The organism is Polaromonas sp. (assembly GCF_013817205.1).
Taxonomy (GTDB): Bacteria; Pseudomonadota; Gammaproteobacteria; order Burkholderiales; family Burkholderiaceae_C; genus Polaromonas.
Map to the genome: position 1 here is coordinate 1 of NZ_JACDDD010000083.1, position 17,019 is coordinate 17,019.

Sequence of the window (17,019 nt, forward strand, 5' to 3'; positions counted from 1 at the left end):
CTAAACTTGAGGCCACGGCGCACGAAATTTCAGCTGCGCTGGGCCACCGCTCTGGGAAATTAAAATGAAAATGGGCTCCACCCCATATGGGTGAAGGGCAAGCAGCTATCGATAAGATAGCAAACCAGCCTTGCCCCGAAGGCACGGCAGTAAGCCACCGAGGTCGCTTCAGCCGTTGGCAGCCCTGCCTGCCGCGCTGATCCTGGGCACAATTACCGGCTGAGACTCAACCCAGCGACGGACCCGTTCGGCATCACCAAGGCGGCTGAGTTTGCCCGCCGAATCCAGAAACACCATGATCAGCTTGCGGCCAGCTACTTTTGTCTGCATGACCAGGCATTGACCAGCTTCCGAGATGTAACCGGTTTTTTGCAGGCCAATGTCCCAGTCCGGGCTCTTGACCAGCCGGTTGGTGTTGTTGTATTGCAGGGTCTGGCTGCCTACCGCAACCTGGTATCCGGTGGAAGTGGAAAGCTCGCGCAGCACCGGGTCGGCATGGGCCGCGTTGACCAGCGTGGCCAGGTCCTGCGCGTTGGACTGGTTCTGGCTGGACAGACCAGTGGGCTCGACGTAACGGGTTCCGGTCATGCCCAGCATCTTTGCCTTGGTATTCATCAGCTTGACAAACGCCGGCATGCCGCCCGGGTAGGTCCGGCCCAGCGCGTGGGCCGCGCGGTTTTCGCTGGACATCAGCGCCAGATGCAACAGTTCGCCGCGGGTCAGGCTGGCGCCGACCCTCAGACGCGAGCGGCTGCCCTTCTCAGTGTCTACGTCGTCCTGCGTGATGGTGATGGTTTCGTCCATGGGCAAGCGGGCGCCGCTGATGATCATGCCGGTCATCAGTTTGGTGAGGGAAGCGATGGGCAGGACGGCCTGGTCGTTTTTGCTGAACAGGACTTCATGCGTGTCCTGGTCGATCACAAGCGCCACACTGGATTTGAGATCCAGCGGATCCTGGGCGCCGTGCAGGCCGGCAATCTGTCCGAACGAGGGCCTCGCGGGTGTTGCGACGATGACAGGCATGCGCGATGATTTGGAAACAAAGCGCACGCTCGTGCGACTGGACACGACCTTTTTGGATACCACCTTGGTCGCGTGGGATTTTTTGACGACCTGCCGCTTGGCTGGCGCTGCTTCCGCGGCCACCGGCAAAATTATCGCGACCGTGAAAGTAAAAAATCCAACGAGTTGTAAGCTCCGCTTGAAGATCATGTTCAGCGAGTTGGCCATTGATTCGCCTCCTGTTGCGATTAATCCGATGCTGGAGTGTATACAAATAGAAAAAGTCACGCAATATCAATCGTTTGCGAAACTTTTCTAACCGCAACGTTTAACTTGCTGGCCGATTCGACTTTGAAGCCGGTAAAAAGCAACAAAAAATTACCAAGTCATTGATTTCAAACATTTTTGTTGCCCACAGACGCTTTTTACCCTTGTGCCGCCACCCTGTCGGACTTGCTCTGCAATTTGCTGAGGGCGCTTAAATAGGCCTTGGCTGAGGCCACCACGATGTCTGGATCAGCCCCCACACCGTTAACGACCCGGCCGCTGTTCTGCAGCCGTACCGTTACTTCGCCCTGGCTTTCGGTCGAACCGCTGATGGCATTGACCGAATACAGCACCATCTCTGCGCCGCTCTTGACATGGGTCTCGATGGCCTTGAGTGAGGCATCGACCGGGCCGTTGCCGTCCGACTCGCCGCGGACCTCCTTACCGTCCACAGTGAACACCACACTTGCCCGGGGGCGCTCGCCGGTTTCGCTGTGCTGGGACAGCGAGACGAAACCATACTGCTCTTGTTCGTGGGTGACGCTGTCATCGCTGACCAGCGCCAGGATGTCCTCATCGAAGATCTCGCTCTTGCCGTCGGCCAATTCCTTGAAACGCGCAAAAGCGGCATTGGTATCGGCTTCACTTTCCATCTGGACGCCCAAGTCCTGCAGGCGCTGCTTGAAAGCGTTGCGGCCGCTGAGCTTGCCCAGCACCATCTTGTTGGAGCTCCAGCCCACGTCTTCAGCACGCATGATTTCGTAGGTTTCCCGCGCCTTGAGCATCCCGTCCTGGTGAATGCCAGAGGCATGCGCAAACGCGTTGGCGCCGACCACGGCCTTGTTGGGCTGAACCACAAACCCGGTGGTCTGGCTGACCATGCGGCTGGCGGCAACGATGTGCTTCGGGTCGATGTTCATGTCGAGCTGGAAATAATCGCGGCGGGTTTTCACGGCCATGACAATTTCTTCAAGCGAGCAGTTGCCGGCGCGTTCACCGAGGCCGTTGATAGTGCACTCGACCTGTCGCGCACCGCCAATTTTGACCCCGGCCAGCGAGTTGGCCACGGCCATGCCAAGGTCGTTATGGCAATGCACTGACCAGACAGCCTTGTCGCTGTTGGGAACGCGTTCACGCAGCGTCTTGATGAAGTTGCCGTACAGTTCGGGCACCGCATAGCCCACGGTATCGGGCACGTTGATGGTGGTTGCGCCCTCATTGATCACGGCTTCCAGCACGCGGCACAAGAAGTCCACATCGCTACGGTAGCCGTCTTCCGGGCTGAATTCGACATCGGCCACCAAATTGCGCGCAAACCGTACCGAAAGTTTGGCCTGCTCCAGCACCTGCTCCGGGCTCATGCGGAGCTTTTTCTCCATGTGCAACGCACTGGTTGCGATGAAGGTATGGATACGTGCACTGTTGGCGCCCTTGAGCGCTTCGGCTGCACGCGAGATATCGCGGTCATTGGCGCGCGACAGCGAGCAGATGGTCGAGTCCTTGATGGCGTTTGCAATCGCCTGCACCGCTTCAAAGTCGCCGTTGGAACTGGCTGCAAACCCGGCCTCGATCACGTCAACCTTCAGTCGTTCAAGCTGGCGCGCAATGCGCAACTTCTCGTCGCGCGTCATGGATGCGCCGGGCGACTGCTCGCCGTCGCGCAAGGTGGTATCAAAAATAATCAGTTTGTCGGTCATGGCTGGCTCCTGCTGCGTGCGGTGTGTGTCGTCGGGATGTCGATCAATCTGCCATGTTAACGGCGGCGACCTGCGGGGTGTTGGTGCGCTGCAGGCCTGAGACGATGGCCTTGAGCGATGCCAACACAATATTGCCGTCCATGCCGACACCAAACAGTGTCTTGCCGTTGATGCGCAGCTCCAGGTAGGCCACGGCCTGCGCGGCGGCGCCTGAGCCAATGGCATGTTCGTGGTAGTCCAGCACACGCACGGCATGGCCGGTAGCGCTGTTGAGTCCGGCGACAAAAGCGTCGATCGGCCCAGTGCCTTCGCCGGCCACATGGTGACTGGCACCATGGAGCTGAACATCAGCTCGGATGTTGAAAGTTTTGGTGCCTGCGGCTGTGACAACCTCCTCGCTCACCAGATGCTGTGGCGCCTGGATGCTCTGCACGCCGTATTCCTTTTCGAACAGCGCGAACAGGTCCTGGGCTGTCAACTCCTTGCCGGTTGCATCCATCACGCCCTGCACCACCTGGCTGAACTCGATCTGCAAGCGGCGCGGCAACTCCAGTCCAAACTCGCTTTCAAGCAGATAGGCAATGCCGCCCTTACCCGACTGGCTGTTGACGCGGATCACCGCCTCGTAGCTTCGACCCAGGTCCTTGGGGTCAATCGGCAGGTAAGGCATGTCCCAGATGTCGCCCTCCTTGCGCGCGGCAAACGCCTTCTTGATCGCATCCTGGTGCGAGCCGGAAAACGAGGTGTAGACAAGGTCGCCGGCATAGGGATGGCGCGGATGCACCGGCAGCTGGTTGCAATGCTCGACGGTGCGGCGGATTTCGTCGATCTCCGAGAAGTCCAGTCCGGGCGCGACACCCTGCGTGTAGAGGTTGAGCGCGATGTTGACAAGATCGACATTGCCGGTGCGTTCACCGTTGCCGAACAGGCAGCCTTCGATGCGGTCCGCGCCAGCCATCAGGGCAAACTCCCCGGCCGCGGTCCCGGTGCCGCGGTCGTTGTGCGGATGCACCGACAGCACGATGGCGTCACGGCGCGCCAGGTGGCGGTGCATCCATTCCATCATGTCGGCAAAGATGTTGGGCGTTGAATGCTCGACCGTCGATGGCAGGTTGATGATGCACTTGTGCTCGGGCGTGGGCCGCCAGACTTCAGTGACCGCATCCACCACGCATTTTGAAAATTCGAGCTCGGTGCCGGACCACATTTCGGGTGAATACTGGAAGGTCCATTGCGTGTCGGGCTGCTCCGCAGCGAGTTCACGGAACAGCCGTGCGCTGTCGGTCGCGAGCTTGACGATCTCGTCTTCGTTCATGCCGAGCACCACCCGTCGCATGACCGGCGCGGTCGCGTTGTAGAGATGGACAATCGCTCGCGGTGCACCCCGCAAGGCTTCGAAGGTGCGGCGGATCAGCGGTTCGCGTGCCTGGGTCAGCACCTGGATGGTGACATCGTCCGGGATCAGCTTGCCGTCAATCAGGCGCCGCAAAAAGTCGAATTCGACCTGCGATGCCGACGGGAAGCCGACTTCGATTTCCTTGAAGCCGATCTTCACCAGCATCTCGAACATGCGGAGCTTGCGCGGAATGTCCATGGGCTCGATCAGTGCCTGGTTTCCGTCACGCAGATCCACACTGCACCAGATGGGCGCGCGGTTCAGGGCCGCATCCGGCCAGCTGCGGTTAGCCAGGCGCACCGGAGGGAAGGACTTGTATTTGCTTGAAGGTGTTTTCAACATCTTGATCTCATTCACTTTGACATTCCAAACCCAGCAACCCAAAGAAAAACGGCCCGTTGCTGGTGCAAACGGGCCGTTGAATTGGGTGTACGCGTGCGCGCTACCGTCTCCGCCCGTTGGCAGATAGCAGTAGCGCTAGCGAAATCTGGTTCATGGCTTGCAATGTATCACACAATTTAAGACAAGCTACTTGTGAAGGCCGCGCTCATCAGGTTCGTCCGTGGACGTCGATATCACGCTGGTCGGCTGCCCTCTGGCCTTGCGCCAGCCATACAACACATAACCGGACAAGCCGTAGATCACGAAGAGGCTGAACATCACGGTCGGTGGGTCAATGTTGATCACCGCAATGCCCAGGGCGATCAGGACAATCACCGCGAACGGAACAGTACGCTTGATGCTGAGGTCCTTGAAACTGTAGAAAGGCAGGTTGGTCACCATGGTGAGGCCCGCATAAAGCGTCAGGGCGAACATGTACCAGCGCACCTCCTCCCCTTGAAAGCCCGCCTCGTCCATCAGCCATATGAAGCCGGCCACCAGCGCCGCTGCAGCCGGCGAGGGCAAGCCCTGAAAAAACCGTTTGTCAACGACCGCCGTGTTGACGTTAAAGCGTGCCAGCCGGAGCGCGGCGCAGGCGCAGTAAACAAAAGCCGCAATCCAGCCCCACCGCCCCAGACCGGTCAGCGCCCACACATAAGCGACCAGCGCGGGGGCAGCACCGAACGACACCATGTCCGCCAGCGAGTCCATCTGCTCGCCAAAAGCACTCTGTGTGTTGGTCATGCGCGCGATGCGTCCATCCAGGCTATCCAGCACCATGGCAGCAAACACGCCAATCGCCGCCTGGTCGAAACGTCCATTCATGGCCATCACAATGGCATAAAACCCACCGAACAAACCCGCGAGCGTGAACAGGTTGGGCAGGATGTAGATGCCCTTGCGCCGCTTGCGCGGCACAACTTCTTCGGCCTCGATGTCAGAGTCGTGGCCGTCATGCATGGAAGATGCTCCGGGTGTCGGAAAAAGTCGCCCGCCCAGTGTGCGACGCTATGGAGGATAGATTCATGCCCCGAGGATACCAAACGGTCGCCTGCGAAAACGAAAAAGCCGCGCAGGTGTTTTGCGCGGCTTGAAGCTGAGCCTGGCCAGGCCGGGTGAGGCCCGGCAGTTTCATCAGTTGCGGGTTTGGTCGACCAGCTTGTTCTTGGCGATCCAGGGCATCATGGCGCGGAGTTTTTCGCCCACGACTTCGATCTGGTGCTCGGCGTTCAGGCGGCGACGGCTCAGCAGTGTGGGCGCACCGGCTCGGTTTTCGAGCAGAAAGCTCTTGGCATATTCGCCGGTCTGGATGTCCTTCAGGCACTTGCGCATGGCCTCTTTCGTAGCCGAGGTCACGATGTTCGGGCCCGTCACGTACTCGCCGTATTCAGCATTGTTGGAGATCGAGTAGTTCATGTTGGCGATGCCGCCCTCATAGATCAGGTCGACGATGAGCTTGAGCTCATGCAGGCACTCGAAGTACGCCATTTCAGGCGCGTACCCGGCTTCCACCAGCGTTTCGAATCCGGCCTTGATCAGTTCGACCGTGCCGCCGCACAGAACGGCCTGCTCGCCGAACAGGTCGGTCTCTGTTTCTTCGCGGAAGTTGGTTTCGATGATGCCGGCCTTGCCGCCGCCGTTGGCCATTGCATAGCTCAGGGCCAGGTCACGCGCCTTGCCGGTCTTGTCCTGGTGCACAGCCACCAGATGCGGCACGCCGCCGCCTTGGGTGTAGGTATTGCGCACTGTGTGGCCCGGGGCCTTCGGTGCGACCATCCAGACGTCGAGGTCGGCGCGCGGGATCACGGCGCCGTAGTGCACGTTAAAGCCGTGGGCAAACACGAGCGAGGCGCCCTGTTTGATGTTGGGAGCCACGTCGTTGGCATAGACCGAGCCAATTTGTTCGTCGGGCAGGAGGATCATCACGACGTCGGCCGCCTTGACGGCATCCGCGACTTCAGCAACCTTGAGGCCGGCTTTTTCAACCTTGGGCCAGGAAGCGCCGTCCTTGCGCAGACCGACCACAACCTTGACGCCGCTGTCGTTCAGGTTTTGTGCGTGGGCATGGCCCTGGCTGCCGTAACCGATGATGGCGACGGTCTTGCCCTTGATCAGGCTCAGGTCGCAATCCTTGTCGTAATAAACTTTCATTTCTCTCTCCGTAGATGTCGTTGATAACTCTGGCGAAAATGCCCTTCGACAGGCTGAGGGCGAACGGTAAAACATCGCCACTTCTGTCCGTTCGCGCCCCGCCTGTCGAAAACGCGCGCACGGACGACTGAAAATCAGACCCTGAGAATCCTCTCGCCGCGGCCGATGCCGCTGGAGCCGGTACGCACGGTTTCAAGAATCGCGCTGCGGTCAATCGCCTCCAGGAAAGCGTCGTTTTTGGACTGGTCACCGGTCAGCTCGATCGTGTAGCTCTTTTCGGTCACGTCGATGATCCGCCCGCGGAATATATCAGCCATGCGCTTCATCTCCTCGCGCTCCTTGCCGACAGCGCGTACCTTGACCATCATGAGCTCGCGCTCGGTGTAGGAGCCTTCAGTCAGGTCGACGACCTTGACGACTTCGATCAGGCGGTTCAGATGCTTGGTGATCTGCTCGATCACGTCGTCCGAGCCGGTGGTCTGTATGGTCATGCGCGACAGGCTGGCATCCTCGGTGGGCGCGACGGTCAGGCTTTCGATGTTGTAGCCGCGCGCAGAGAACAGGCCGACCACGCGGGAAAGAGCGCCCGGCTCGTTTTCCAGCAGAACTGCAATGATGTGTTTCATAGAAAGATTCCTCTTTTCGCTGCCCTCCCCTTCGCACGGTAATGCGCAGGCTCGGCAAACAATAGATTCGTCAGGTGACGGTTAAAAAATGGTACGCGCCGCTTACAGGTCCTCAGACCCGAGCAGCATTTCCGTGATGCCCTTGCCGGCCTTGACCATCGGGAACACGTTCTCGGTGGGGTCGGTGCGGAAGTCCATGAACACGGTGCGATCCTTGAGCTTGCGCGCCTCGCGCAGAGCGGGCTCCACGTCCTGCGGCTTTTCGATCAGCATGCCGACATGCCCGTAGGCTTCGGCCAGCTTCACAAAGTTGGGCAATGCGTCCATATAGCTGCTGCTGTAGCGGCCTTCGTAGTCGATTTCCTGCCATTGACGCACCATGCCGAGGTAGCGGTTGTTCAGCGAGACGATCTTGATCGGCGTGTTGTACTGCAGGCAGGTCGAGAGTTCCTGGATGCACATCTGCACCGAACCCTCGCCGGTGATGCAATACACCTCGCTGTCCGGCTTGGCCAGCTTGATGCCCATGGCGTAAGGAATGCCCACACCCATGGTGCCCAAGCCGCCGGAGTTGATCCAGCGGCGCGGCTCGTCGAACTTGTAGTACTGCGCAGCCCACATCTGGTGCTGGCCGACGTCGGACGTGATGTAGGTGTCGGCGTCCTTGGTCATGTTCCAGAGCGTCTCCACCACATACTGCGGCTTGATCACATCGCCCTTGCCCATGCTGTACTTCATGCAGTCGCGCTTGCGCCAGCCTTCAATGGTTTCCCACCAGCCACCGAGCGCGTTGCTGTCGGGCTTGAGACCGGATTCCCTGATCATCGCGATCAATTCGGTCAGCACATCCTTGACGTCGCCGACGATGGGAATGTCGACCCTGACGCGCTTGGAGATGCTCGACGGGTCGATGTCGATATGGATGATCTTGCGCTCGTTCTGCGCGAAGTGTTTCGGGTTGCCGATCACGCGGTCGTCAAACCGCGCACCAACCGCCAGCAGCACGTCGCAGTTCTGCATCGCGTTGTTGGCTTCCATGGTACCGTGCATGCCCAGCATGCCAAGAAACTTCTTGTCGCTGGCCGGGTAGGCACCCAGACCCATCAGCGTATTGGTGCAGGGGTAACCCAGCATGTCCACCAGCGTGCGCAATTCCTGCGAAGCATTGCTCAGCAACACGCCGCCGCCGGTGTAGATGTAGGGCCGTTTGGCAGACATCAACAGCTGCAGCGCCTTGCGGATCTGCCCGCCATGCCCCTTGCGCACCGGGTTGTAGGAACGCATTTCGACGGTTTGCGGGTAGCCCGCATACATCGTCTTGTTGAAGGAGACGTCCTTCGGGATGTCCACCACCACCGGGCCGGGCCGACCGCTGCGTGCGATGTGGAAGGCTTTTTTCAGAATGTCTGCCATGTGGCGCACATCCTTGACCAGAAAATTGTGCTTGACGATGGGCCGCGTGATGCCGACGGTGTCGCACTCCTGGAAGGCATCCAGACCAATCGCGTGCGTGGGCACCTGACCGGTGATGATCACCATCGGAATGCTGTCCATATAGGCCGTGGCAATGCCGGTGACCGCATTGGTGACGCCAGGCCCGGAAGTGACCAGCGCTACGCCAACCTCACCAGTCGCACGCGCATAACCATCGGCGGCATGCACGGCCGCTTGCTCATGGCGCACCAGGACGTGCTGAATCGTTTCCTGCTTGTAAAAAGCGTCGTAAATGTGCAAGACAGCGCCGCCGGGGTAACCCCAGACGTGCTTGACGCCTTCGGCCTGCAGGGCCTTGATGAGGATTTCCGCGCCGCGGAGTTCTTGCGGAGTTGTTGGGGCAGAAGCTGCCGCTGCCGAAGCGAATTCGGCCTTTGAGATTTCCATGATGAACCTTTGTGAATTTCTCTAACGAAATACCTTGGGTGCCTCTTCACCCACTCTTGTGGAGTAGCGTCGAGACTTGAGGACAAAACCATGAGCGGAAACATAAACCGCCGGATCATGACCCGTTTGCTGTTTGAATTGCAGGCCGGATTATAGGCCACACCGGCAGCAGCAAACCTGTTCGCCAATAAGTGCGGTCCACCCGGTGCTAGATGCGATAATTTTCCTGCCGCAGGAGTGCACCGGCACCAGGTCTCCAGAACAACAGCACCGGAACAAACCGGAAACCACCGTTGGCAACCGAACAAGAACTTTCCGACTTTCTGAAAAGCGTTGAAAAACGCGCTTTCAAGCGCAGCGTCTACCATGTTCGGGACGACGAAGCCGCGCTCGACATCGTTCAGGACAGCATGATGAAGCTGGCGCAGCACTACGGCGACAAGCCAGCCGCCGAACTGCCCATGTTGTTCCAGCGCATTCTGTCGAACACCACGCTGGACTGGTTCCGCCGTCGCAAGACCCGAAGTGCCTTGTTTTCCAACATGAGTGACTTCGAATCCGCTGGTGATGACGGAGATTTCGATTTGCTTGAAACTTTAGAGTCCTCCACCAACTCAGAAGGCACAGAGAGTGCGCAGGACGCGACCGAACGGGCTCAGATCTTGCGAGAAATCGAAGTAGAGATCAAGGAGCTGCCCGGGCGTCAACGGGAAGCCTTTCTGATGCGTTATTGGGAGGAAATGGACGTGGCTGAAACAGCTGCTGCCATGGGTTGCTCCGAAGGTAGTGTGAAAACGCATTGTTCGCGAGCCGTCCATGCACTCAGTAAAGCTTTGGCCGCCAGGGGAATCAAACTATGAACCGCTCACCACAAAATCGCACCGACGTCCTGCAGGACCGTTATGGCCTGAAAACCGCCTCCTATCTCTCGGCCGGCACCGCCGACCTGCCTTATGAGATCTCCGAGCGCCTGCGCGCCGCGCGCGCCCAGGCTGTGGCCATGCGCCGCATCGCCAGGGTGCAGACCGTGCGCGTGACAGCCGGCACCAGCTTGGGCTCGACGTTGACCTGGGGTTCGGACGAGGGCTTCAGCTTGTGGAACCGAATCGGCTCGGTGTTACCCCTGATCGCTCTCGTGGTCGGGCTGATGACCATCAATTCGCTACAAACCGACAAGCTGGTCCGGGAGCTGGCCGAGGTGGACTCAGCCCTGCTGACCGATGATTTGCCGCCTGCCGCGTTTTCCGACCCGGGTTTTGTGCAGTTCCTCAAAACCACGCTTTGAACCCGGCGCCAGCCGCCACTGAACCTAAATCCTGAATCCATGACTGCGCCTATCCCTCACCCTGCTATTGCCGTGTTTTGCCTTCCCGGCAGGGCTCGCTTGGCTGGTCAGTGGGCGCTGTTGCTTCTCATGGCAGGTTCTGCACTGGCTACGGCCCAGACCGTCACATCTGTCCCGGCAGCCGCAGCAGGCAAAACCGTGGTCGTGCCGGCATTTTCCGGCCCTGCATGGGTGGAATTGACCCCCTCGCAACGCGAAGTGTTGACGCCACTGGCATCGGCTTGGCCCTCCCTGAGCGAGAGCCACAAGCGCAAGTGGCTTGAAATGGCCCGCGGCTACCAGTCGCTCCCCGCTGAGGAACAGGTCAAGATGCAGGGCCGTATGAAGGAATGGGTGGCACTGACCCCCCAGCAGCGCATCCAGGCGCGGCTGAATTTTGCAAAAACCAAAGAGTTGTCCAAAGAGCTGACGGCTGAAGAAAAAAAGGCCAAATGGGAGGCCTACCAGTCGCTGAGCACCGAGGAAAAACGCAAACTGGCCGACAAGGCACCGGCCAAGCCGACAGGTGCTGCGCCGGCCTCCAAGCCTGTTTCTCGACAAAAAATCGCCTCCATCCCGACAGCGGCCGATCAGGCCAAGTCCAAGGCTGCGCCTAAAATCCCTGTTTCGCAGTCGAACGACGCGCCCGTCGCCGCACCTGCCGGCCCGCCAGCCACCCCGCCACAGCCGCAATAAGCGGCTCAACCGGCGTGCCACGCGGCACGCGTCTTGGGGTAAATTCGTGCTGCAGCCCTTGCTCACCCTCACTTGGTTGCTACAAAATTGATAGTTGACTCCACCTCCCATGCTGTGACACCGTCGCTGCGCAGGCGTATGGCGTGCTGGATGTACGAAGGCCTGCTGATGTTTGGCGTGGTGTTCATCGCTGGCTACCTGTTCAGCGCGCTGAGCCAGACGCGCAACGCCATGGACAACCGCCATGCCCAGCAGGCCTTTCTGTTCGTGGTGTTCGGCATCTATTTTGTGTGGTTCTGGGCCAAGGGCCAGACCCTTGCCATGAAAACCTGGAACATCCGGGTGGTGGACAAACACGGCGCCCGGATCACCCAGAAGCGCGCGCTGCTGCGTTACGTACTGAGCTGGCTCTGGTTTATGCCGCCGCTGGTGGTTAGCTGGGCATTTGGGCTGCCGGCCCGGGAAGCGGCGGTACTCGCCCTGGGCTGGATCCCCATCTGGGCCATCCTGGCGCGCTTTCACCCGGAGCGGCAGTTCTGGCATGACGCCATGGCCGGCACCCGGCTGGTGACCAGCCTGCCTTCCCGCAGTCCGCGCAAGCCGGCCTGAGACGACCGACATGCAGGCTCCACATCAAACTGCCACAGAGCCGCGCGACAATCCCGACATGCCCGATTCCGCTTCTTTCCTCGTCCCCGGCGGCGCCCCAACGCCGACCACCCCCGTCAACCCCCAGAAAGACCGCAAGGGCCTGAACCGCGTCTGGCACGCGCTGGGTTATTCGGTCGCCGGCCTGCGTGCCGGCTGGCACGAAACCGCATTCAGGCAGGAGGCGATTGCCTCGCTGGTGCTGCTGCCGACCGCGTTCTGGCTGGGCCGCAGTTGGGTTGAGACTGTATTGCTGGCCGGATCGGTCATCTTGGTGATGATCATCGAGCTGCTCAACACCGGCATCGAGACCGCGATTGACCGCATCGGCCCCGAGTGGCACGACTTGTCCAAACGCGCCAAAGACATGGGCAGCGCTGCCGTGTTGCTGAGCCTGCTGCTGTGCGCCGGCACCTGGGCGCTGGCGCTGTTCCACCGGTTTATCGCATGACGCCGGCTTTTTCACTCTGTGTGTATTGCGGTTCACGCCCCGGCGTGGAGCCGGTTTTTGCCGAGACGGCCCGCCTGGTCGGCAGTTGGATAGGCGAACGCGGCGGCCAGCTGGTCTACGGCGGTGGCCGCAACGGCCTGATGGGCATCGTCGCCGATGCCACACTGGCAGCCGGCGGGCGCGTGATCGGTGTGATCCCGAAAGCGCTGGTGGAAAAGGAATGGGCGCACACCGACTGCACCGAGCTGCACATTGTGGACACCATGCACGAGCGCAAACGCATCATGGCCGAACATGCCGATGCCTTTTTGTCGCTGCCCGGTGGCATAGGCACGCTGGAAGAACTTTTTGAAGTTTGGACCTGGCGTCAACTCGGCTACCACGCCAAGCCAGTGGGCCTGCTCAACCTGAACGGCTATTACACCGACCTGCTGGCCTTTCTGGCTTCATCGGTCCGAAGCGGCTTCATGAGCGACTGGCAGATGGAATTGATCCAAGTTGGCAGCGAGCCGGAAGCCCTGCTGGAGCAACTGGTGCAGGTCGCGGGCATGGCGCCCGAAGGCCAGCGGCTGGACCAGATTTAGGAACTGCTTCTGGCCTTCATCGGAGAGGCTATCTCTTTACCAGCCAGGGCCGCGGGTCCGGCTCCGCCGGCCCGCAGGCTGAAGGCTGCGGCTCCGAGCACGCCTGCGCGGGCTTGGACAGCCTTCAGATGCGCCGCCTCCGGCGGCGTGGCGCCCTGCAAGGGCAGCGGCCTCAACTCCCGTTCAAGGGGCGGAGAGCTGCCGCAGGCTCGTAGCGAGCGACCGTGGGGGCCACACTAGACGGCGGATTCGTCTTCCTCACCGGTCCGAATGCGGACGACGCGCTCGACGCTGGTAATAAAAATCTTGCCGTCACCGATCTTGCCGGTGCGGGCGGCGCGCACGATGGCGTCCACACAGCGGTCCACGTCTTCGGTTTTCACCACCACCTCGACCTTGACCTTGGGCAAAAAGTCGACCACGTACTCGGCGCCGCGGTACAGCTCGGTATGACCCTTTTGTCGGCCGAATCCCTTGACTTCGGTCACGGTCAGGCCGGTCACGCCGCATTCGGCCAAGGCTTCACGGACTTCTTCAAGCTTGAAAGGTTTGAGGACGGCGGTAATTTGTTTCACTGAATATCTCCGTTCGTTTAAATGTAAGGCCCCCACGCTCCCCACTTCGTGTGGTTCGCGCCCCCCCCGAGGGGGCGCTGCGCCTGCGGCCCGGCAAAGCCGGTTCCGCGGCCCCTGCTGGTTTGGAAGGGGAATCCCGCGCTTTTTGCTTTTTACTGGCGAAATTTGCTGGTAATAGGATAGCGCCAATCCTTGCCGAAACTGCGGTGGCTAACCCGGATGCCAACTGGCGCCTGGCGGCGTTTGTACTCGTTGATCTTGATCAGCCGCGTCACCCGCTCCACCACCGCCCGGTCAAAGCCGGCAGCCAGAATGCTGTCTATGCTTTCATCGTTTTCCATGTAGCGCCGCAAAATTTCGTCCAGCACCTCGTAGGGTGGCAGGCTGTCCTGGTCGGTCTGGTCGGGGCGCAGCTCGGCGCTCGGCGGGCGGGTGATGATGCGCTCGGGGATGGGGTTGCTGCCGGTGCCGTAGGGGTCGTTTTTGTTGCGCCACTCGGCCAAGCGGAACACCGTGGTTTTCAGCAAGTCCTTGATGACGGCAAATCCCCCGGCCATGTCGCCGTACAGGGTGCAGTAACCGGTCGCCATCTCGCTCTTGTTGCCGGTGGTCAGCACGATGGAGCCGAACTTGTTGGACAGCGCCATCAGGAACACACCGCGGATACGCGCCTGGATGTTTTCCTCGGTCGTGTCTTCCGGCAGGCCCTTGAACTCGCCGGCCAGCGATGCCTTGAAGGCCTCAAACTCCGGAATGATGGAAATTTCGTCGTAACGCACCTTCATTCGCGCCGCCATTTCGCGCGCATCGATCCAGGAAATGTCGGCCGTGTAGGGCGACGGCATCATCACCGTGCGCACCTTGTCGGCACCCAGCGCATCCACCGCTATCGCCAGCACCAGCGCCGAATCGATGCCACCCGACAAGCCCAGGATGGCGCCCGGAAAGCCGTTTTTACCGAGGTAGTCGCGCACGCCCAGCACCAGTGCGTCCCACAAATCGGCCTCCGCACTTCGCGCAGGCTCGATATTTGCTACCAATTTGATAGCTGCTTGCGCCCGTCGGACGTGGGCTACAAACAGATTTTCCTTGAAACTTTCGGCCCGTCCAGCCAAAGAGCCGTCACTTTGCAGCGCAAACGAATGGCCTTCAAAAACAATCTCGTCCTGCCCGCCCACCAGGTGGGCATAAACCATGGGCAAACCGGTGGCCAGCACACGCTCACGCATCATCAGCTCGCGTTCACCGCCTTTGCCAACGTGAAAAGGTGACGCATTGATCACGGCCAGCAACTCAGCGCCCATCGCTTTGGCCAGGCGCGCCGGCTCCTCGAACCAAGCGTCCTCGCAGATCAGCAGGCCGATGCGCACCGCGCCCTCGCCCTCCCCGGCCTCGAACACACAGACGCCATCGCCGGGCGTGAAATATCGACGCTCATCAAAAACCTGGTAGTTGGGCAACTCGCGCTTGGCATAGCTGGCGACCACCGCGCCTTCACGCAACACGCGGGCGGCGTTGTGGCGCTGCTGCACCTCGACGCTTTTGGTGCGCAAGGCCTTGCCGCTGTCACCGTGCGTCGGTGTGCCCACCACCACTGTCAGGCCCTTTAACCCGGCGAGCTCATGGGCGATGAAATTCACGGCATCATCACAGGCTTCGATGAAGGAACGGCGCAAAAACAGGTCTTCGGCGGCATAACCGCAAATCGCCATCTCGGGCGTCAGCAGCAGGCGCACGCCGTCGGCATAGGCCGAGCGCGCCGCATCAATGATTTTTTGCGCGTTGCCCGGCATGTCGCCAACGCAGTAGTTCAATTGGGCAACGCAGATCTTGAGAGTCATGGAAAAAGAAGAAAACGATGGGTGCTGTGACTGAAAACGATTATGTCATCCGTGTGCTGGACGCACCGGAGCTGGTTGATGGCGCGGCGTGGAACGCCCTGCTGGCGCGGCAGGACATGGACGGGGGGCTGAACCCATTCATGCGCCACGAGTACCTGAGCGCCATGTTTGAAAGCGGCAGCGCCACCCCAACCACCGGCTGGACGCCGCGTTTTATCACCCTCTGGCAGGGCAATGAACTGGCCGGCGCGTGCGCGCTCTACCTGAAGGACCACTCCTATGGCGAATACGTGTTTGACCACGCCTGGGCCAACGCCTACCACCAGCACGGCCTGAGTTATTACCCGAAAGCGCTGGTGGCGCCGCCCTTCACACCCGTGCCCGGCCCGCGCCTGCTGGCGCGTGATGCGGCCACGCGCGCACTGCTGGTGAAGGCGCTGGTCGCCTGGTGCGGCGACGAAGGCCTGTCTTCGCTGCACCTGCTGTTTACCAGCGATGCGGATGTGGCGGCGTGTGAGGAAGCCGGTTTGATGCTCAGGCACAACGTCCAGTTTCACTGGACAGGACGGCCGGGCGGTCACCGCGACTTCGACGACTTCCTGATGTCGTTGAGCCAGGATAAACGCAAGAAGATCCGCCAGGAGCGGCGCAAGGTGGCTGACGCTGGCGTGCGCTTTCGCTGGTCGCTGGGTGCCGACATTACGTCCGCCGACTGGGACTTTTTTTACCGCTGTTACGAGCGTACCTATTACGAACACGGCAACGCGCCCTATCTGAGCCGTGACTTCTTCCGGCGCATGCAGGGCACCATGCCAGAGAACTGGCTGCTGTTTGTCGGGGAACGTGGTGGCGCTCCAGTTGCTACCAGTTTGATAGCTATCAGCCCAGTCATGACGGGGGCTGGAGGCCGATCTGATGCTCAAACCGAAACAGGAGTCGCCTACGGCCGCTACTGGGGCGCGACCGAACGCGTGGACTGCCTGCACTTTGAGGCCTGTTACTACCAGCCGCTGCAGTGGTGCATAGACCACGGCTACCAGCGCTTCGAAGGTGGCGCCCAAGGCGAACACAAGATGGCGCGCGCCCTGCTGCCGGTCAAGACCACCAGCGCCCACTGGCTGGCGCACCCGGCCTTTGCCGATGCGGTCGAGCGCTTCCTGGAGCGCGAAGGCGAAGGCATCGCTGGCTACATGGACGAGCTGGGGCGGCGCAACCCCTTCAAGTCTGTCAGATGATCGACGAATACCAGGCAGACGGATCGCCGATCGGCATCACACTGCCCGCAGGCTTATTGAAAGTGGATTTTTTCGGATGTTGCAAATCTGCAAATTCCTTGTCTTCGTTCCAAAACAAGATTGCGTTCAGGAATGTCCTCTGAATCGCCCCGGGTTTCATGGAGGCTGTTTGGTTTAAGTCATGCCTCCACCGTGGAGGCTTGACTGGCGAGTTGCCGGTAGTAGTTTGCCTCAGCTTCTGCCGGAGGTATATATCCGATAGGG

17 protein-coding genes are annotated in these 17,019 nt (G+C 60.3%); 7 read left to right on the forward strand and 10 right to left on the reverse strand.

Going from position 1 to position 17,019, the window contains the following annotated elements; translation table 11 throughout:
- Window positions 1–168 precede the first annotated feature (168 nt).
- From pbpG to H0W47_RS15745, 7 genes are all read right to left on the reverse strand, one after another.
- A complete protein-coding gene (gene pbpG, locus H0W47_RS15715; protein ID WP_296926102.1) occupies window positions 169–1,212 on the reverse strand; it encodes a D-alanyl-D-alanine endopeptidase in 1,044 nt (347 codons plus the stop codon).
- Window positions 1,213–1,427: 215 nt separating this feature from the next.
- Complete coding sequence (locus H0W47_RS15720; RefSeq protein ID WP_296926071.1) at window positions 1,428–2,966, reverse strand: 2-isopropylmalate synthase; 1,539 nt, start codon at window positions 2,964–2,966, stop codon at window positions 1,428–1,430.
- 43 nt (window positions 2,967–3,009) lie between these two features.
- Window positions 3,010–4,704 carry a 2-isopropylmalate synthase gene (leuA, locus tag H0W47_RS15725; RefSeq protein WP_296926074.1) on the reverse strand — a complete coding sequence of 565 codons (1,695 nt, stop codon included), beginning with the start codon at window positions 4,702–4,704 and terminating at the stop codon, window positions 3,010–3,012.
- 186 nt (window positions 4,705–4,890) lie between these two features.
- Window positions 4,891–5,703 carry a CDP-diacylglycerol--serine O-phosphatidyltransferase gene (gene pssA, locus H0W47_RS15730; protein WP_296926076.1) on the reverse strand — a complete coding sequence of 271 codons (813 nt, stop codon included), beginning with the start codon at window positions 5,701–5,703 and terminating at the stop codon, window positions 4,891–4,893.
- Window positions 5,704–5,877: 174 nt separating this feature from the next.
- Entirely contained in the window at window positions 5,878–6,894 is a 1,017-nt protein-coding gene (ilvC, locus tag H0W47_RS15735; protein ID WP_296926078.1) for a ketol-acid reductoisomerase, read from the reverse strand.
- A gap of 134 nt (window positions 6,895–7,028) precedes the next feature.
- A complete protein-coding gene (ilvN, locus tag H0W47_RS15740; RefSeq protein ID WP_096665291.1) occupies window positions 7,029–7,520 on the reverse strand; it encodes an acetolactate synthase small subunit in 492 nt (163 codons plus the stop codon).
- Between the two features lie 102 nt (window positions 7,521–7,622).
- Window positions 7,623–9,401 (reverse strand): acetolactate synthase 3 catalytic subunit, encoded by a 1,779-nt coding sequence (locus H0W47_RS15745; RefSeq protein WP_296926080.1) that lies wholly within the window; start codon window positions 9,399–9,401, stop codon window positions 7,623–7,625.
- Window positions 9,402–9,694: 293 nt separating this feature from the next.
- Here H0W47_RS15745 and H0W47_RS15750 point away from each other — a divergent pair, with 293 nt between their 5' ends.
- The 6 genes from H0W47_RS15750 to H0W47_RS15775 all read left to right on the forward strand — a co-directional run bounded on the left by H0W47_RS15750 (window position 9,695) and on the right by H0W47_RS15775 (window position 13,104).
- Window positions 9,695–10,261 carry an RNA polymerase sigma factor gene (locus H0W47_RS15750; RefSeq protein ID WP_296926082.1) on the forward strand — a complete coding sequence of 189 codons (567 nt, stop codon included), beginning with the start codon at window positions 9,695–9,697 and terminating at the stop codon, window positions 10,259–10,261.
- Entirely contained in the window at window positions 10,258–10,686 is a 429-nt protein-coding gene (locus H0W47_RS15755) for a DUF3619 family protein (RefSeq protein WP_296926084.1), read from the forward strand. The genes H0W47_RS15750 and H0W47_RS15755 overlap by 4 nt, the downstream gene beginning before the upstream one ends.
- 39 nt (window positions 10,687–10,725) lie before the next feature.
- Complete coding sequence (locus H0W47_RS15760) at window positions 10,726–11,421, forward strand: DUF3106 domain-containing protein (protein ID WP_296926086.1); 696 nt, start codon at window positions 10,726–10,728, stop codon at window positions 11,419–11,421.
- A gap of 87 nt (window positions 11,422–11,508) precedes the next feature.
- Window positions 11,509–12,030, forward strand: coding sequence for an RDD family protein (locus H0W47_RS15765; protein WP_296926088.1), 522 nt, complete (start codon window positions 11,509–11,511; stop codon window positions 12,028–12,030).
- A gap of 58 nt (window positions 12,031–12,088) precedes the next feature.
- Window positions 12,089–12,520 carry a diacylglycerol kinase gene (locus tag H0W47_RS15770; protein ID WP_296926090.1) on the forward strand — a complete coding sequence of 144 codons (432 nt, stop codon included), beginning with the start codon at window positions 12,089–12,091 and terminating at the stop codon, window positions 12,518–12,520.
- Window positions 12,517–13,104, forward strand: coding sequence for a TIGR00730 family Rossman fold protein (locus H0W47_RS15775; protein ID WP_296926092.1), 588 nt, complete (start codon window positions 12,517–12,519; stop codon window positions 13,102–13,104). Before H0W47_RS15770 ends, H0W47_RS15775 begins: the two co-directional genes overlap by 4 nt.
- Before the next feature lie 236 nt (window positions 13,105–13,340).
- Here the strand turns inward: H0W47_RS15775 and H0W47_RS15780 are convergent, their stop codons facing one another.
- Both H0W47_RS15780 and H0W47_RS15785 read right to left on the reverse strand, forming a co-directional pair.
- Complete coding sequence (locus H0W47_RS15780; RefSeq protein WP_296926094.1) at window positions 13,341–13,679, reverse strand: P-II family nitrogen regulator; 339 nt, start codon at window positions 13,677–13,679, stop codon at window positions 13,341–13,343.
- 152 nt (window positions 13,680–13,831) lie between these two features.
- Entirely contained in the window at window positions 13,832–15,520 is a 1,689-nt protein-coding gene (locus tag H0W47_RS15785; protein WP_296926096.1) for an NAD+ synthase, read from the reverse strand.
- Between the two features lie 17 nt (window positions 15,521–15,537).
- Between H0W47_RS15785 and H0W47_RS15790 the strand changes: the two genes are divergently transcribed.
- Window positions 15,538–16,755 carry a GNAT family N-acetyltransferase gene (locus tag H0W47_RS15790; RefSeq protein WP_296926098.1) on the forward strand — a complete coding sequence of 406 codons (1,218 nt, stop codon included), beginning with the start codon at window positions 15,538–15,540 and terminating at the stop codon, window positions 16,753–16,755.
- Here the strand turns inward: H0W47_RS15790 and H0W47_RS15795 are convergent.
- Window positions 16,748–17,019, reverse strand: a 272-nt coding sequence (locus tag H0W47_RS15795) for a hypothetical protein (protein WP_296926100.1), incomplete at its 5' end; no start/stop codon positions are given. The genes H0W47_RS15790 and H0W47_RS15795 overlap by 8 nt on opposite strands.

What these genes read in the sequence shown, in the direction of transcription:
- pbpG (WP_296926102.1), bottom strand. Translation starts at nt 1,212, where the DNA reads ATGATCTTCAAGCGGAGCTTACAACTCGTTGGATTTTTTACTTTCACG.
- H0W47_RS15720 (WP_296926071.1), bottom strand. Translation starts at nt 2,966, where the DNA reads ATGACCGACAAACTGATTATTTTTGATACCACCTTGCGCGACGGCGAG.
- leuA (WP_296926074.1), bottom strand. Translation starts at nt 4,704, where the DNA reads ATGTTGAAAACACCTTCAAGCAAATACAAGTCCTTCCCTCCGGTGCGC.
- pssA (WP_296926076.1), bottom strand. Translation starts at nt 5,703, where the DNA reads ATGCATGACGGCCACGACTCTGACATCGAGGCCGAAGAAGTTGTGCCG.
- ilvC (WP_296926078.1), bottom strand. Translation starts at nt 6,894, where the DNA reads ATGAAAGTTTATTACGACAAGGATTGCGACCTGAGCCTGATCAAGGGC.
- ilvN (WP_096665291.1), bottom strand. Translation starts at nt 7,520, where the DNA reads ATGAAACACATCATTGCAGTTCTGCTGGAAAACGAGCCGGGCGCTCTT.
- H0W47_RS15745 (WP_296926080.1), bottom strand. Translation starts at nt 9,401, where the DNA reads ATGGAAATCTCAAAGGCCGAATTCGCTTCGGCAGCGGCAGCTTCTGCC.
- H0W47_RS15755 (WP_296926084.1), top strand. Translation starts at nt 10,258, where the DNA reads ATGAACCGCTCACCACAAAATCGCACCGACGTCCTGCAGGACCGTTAT.
- H0W47_RS15760 (WP_296926086.1), top strand. Translation starts at nt 10,726, where the DNA reads ATGACTGCGCCTATCCCTCACCCTGCTATTGCCGTGTTTTGCCTTCCC.
- H0W47_RS15770 (WP_296926090.1), top strand. Translation starts at nt 12,089, where the DNA reads ATGCCCGATTCCGCTTCTTTCCTCGTCCCCGGCGGCGCCCCAACGCCG.
- H0W47_RS15775 (WP_296926092.1), top strand. Translation starts at nt 12,517, where the DNA reads ATGACGCCGGCTTTTTCACTCTGTGTGTATTGCGGTTCACGCCCCGGC.
- H0W47_RS15785 (WP_296926096.1), bottom strand. Translation starts at nt 15,520, where the DNA reads ATGACTCTCAAGATCTGCGTTGCCCAATTGAACTACTGCGTTGGCGAC.
- H0W47_RS15790 (WP_296926098.1), top strand. Translation starts at nt 15,538, where the DNA reads ATGGGTGCTGTGACTGAAAACGATTATGTCATCCGTGTGCTGGACGCA.